Raw genomic sequence first — 1,753 nt, forward strand, 5'->3', positions numbered from 1 at the left:
ACCCACCACCAAAACCAACCACACCCCGGGCGTGTCGCGGGCTGACGCCCGCGGCATCTCGCGGATCGCATGCCTCTGACTATGAAAACATAGTCAAACGCATTGACGTCGAAAACGTAGTCAGGAAGAATGACTACGAAAACGTGCGAGGGGAATCAGTATGGCCAAGTACACCGGAACAGTGCACAGTGCGGAGCAGCTCGGCCGGATGATCCAGCAGGGTCGTCTACTCCAGGGGCTGACGCAGCGGGAACTCGCCGATCATCTCGGCGTAACCCAGAAGTACGTCTACGAGATGGAATCGGGCAAACCGACCAAGTTCGCCACCCGCCTGTTCGAGATGATGCGCGCTACCGGTGCGGAGATGACCATCGAGCTGGACGACCGCCACATCCGCGATGCTGACACCGACAACGAGCCAACCGATGGCTGACCTCATCGTCCAGCTATACGGTCACACGATCGGCACACTTCGCGGTGCCGACTGGCGCTCATTCGACTTCGTCATCGATCGCGGAGCCTTCGAACACTTCCAACTCGGCAGCACTGTTCTCAGTGAAGCCGTTCCGCTCGAGCTGGTCCAGACCCGGGGCCGCGCGGATCGCCGCAGAAACTTCTTCTCAGAGTTGCTCCCCGAAGGATCCTCCCTGGAGGACCTCGCCAGACGAGCCCGCGTTGATCCTTCCAACACCATCGGCATGTTGTCCGCGTACGGACGGGACGTCGCCGGCGCAGTGCAGATATGGGATCCGGATGACCCGGAAGAGCCCCGCACTCCCCGGACGGAGGCGCTGACGATCGCCCAGGTCGAGGCGATGCTCCTGGATCTCGGGAGCCAACCCCTGGGGAACAAACCCCTGCAGGGAAAGTCCTCCCTGGCCGGTGTTCAGCCCAAGGCAGTGGTCGCTCTCATTGATGGGACATGGCACCAGGTCCTCGACGGGTATCCCAGCAATCACATCATCAAGCCCGAGCTCGAGAAGAACCCCACCGTCATCTTCGACGAGGAGTATGGCTCTCGCTTCGTCCGAGCGCTCGGACTGGCCGCCTACGATTCACGCATTGTCGAGTTCAAGTCGGTCGCGGGCCTCGTCATCGAGAGGTACGACAGGTCCAGCTCTATCGCCGGCGGTCGCATCCACCAAGAGGACATGAACCAGGCCCTCGGCGCCCGCCAGGATGCGAAGTACCAGGAGCGTGGCAGCGGACAGATGTCGCTCAGCCGGATCGCGCGAATCTTCTCCGAGCGGGGAGACACCGATTCCCTCCGCCGACTCCTGCGCGCGAACGTGCTCGCCGTGAGTGTGGGGAACCTCGATCTGCACGGGAAGAACCTGTCGATACTGCACCTCCCCGACGGTTCGGCCTCTCTTGCCCCCGTCTACGACATGGTGCCTCTGACTCACCACGCGGATCTCGATGGACGAATGGCGATGGCCATCAACGGTCAATACCCCCACGCAGCGATCACTGCCGAGGATCTCATTGAGGAAGGTGTGTCCTGGGGGCTGCGCAATGCGGGACGCGTCGTTGAGCTCGCTCTCGAATCGATCCTCGACACAGTTGGCGCCCAGGCCCCCGACGCTCGCTCCTGGGCCGGCCTCGGCGACGACATCGCCGGCTTCACACTCAACCTTCTCGAGGGCCGAGCTGCCGGCCGACCCGCATCGTCCGCCCGCTGATTCCGAGCGTTAACGAGGAAAAGGCCGCCCGACAGGGCGGCCTTTTGCCGTTGCACTCACATGGTGTGGTG

At 62.7% G+C, this 1,753-nt stretch carries 2 protein-coding genes; both read left to right on the top strand.

The window, feature by feature from the left end:
- Positions 1-160 precede the first annotated feature (160 nt).
- The gene (locus HB677_RS18155; protein ID WP_213817149.1) at positions 161-433 is read left to right on the top strand and encodes a helix-turn-helix domain-containing protein; all 273 of its coding nucleotides are present in this window, start codon (positions 161-163) and stop codon (positions 431-433) included.
- Entirely contained in the window at positions 426-1,682 is a 1,257-nt protein-coding gene (locus HB677_RS18160; RefSeq protein WP_213817150.1) for a type II toxin-antitoxin system HipA family toxin, read from the top strand. The genes HB677_RS18155 and HB677_RS18160 overlap by 8 nt, the downstream gene beginning before the upstream one ends.
- Positions 1,683-1,753 lie beyond the last annotated feature (71 nt).

Source organism: Glaciihabitans sp. dw_435 (genome assembly GCF_018449675.1).
Classification (GTDB): Bacteria; Actinomycetota; Actinomycetes; order Actinomycetales; family Microbacteriaceae; genus Glaciihabitans.

Coding starts and splice junctions, on each gene's coding strand:
- HB677_RS18155 (WP_213817149.1), top strand. CDS start 161: ATGGCCAAGTACACCGGAACAGTGCACAGTGCGGAGCAGCTCGGCCGG.
- HB677_RS18160 (WP_213817150.1), top strand. CDS start 426: ATGGCTGACCTCATCGTCCAGCTATACGGTCACACGATCGGCACACTT.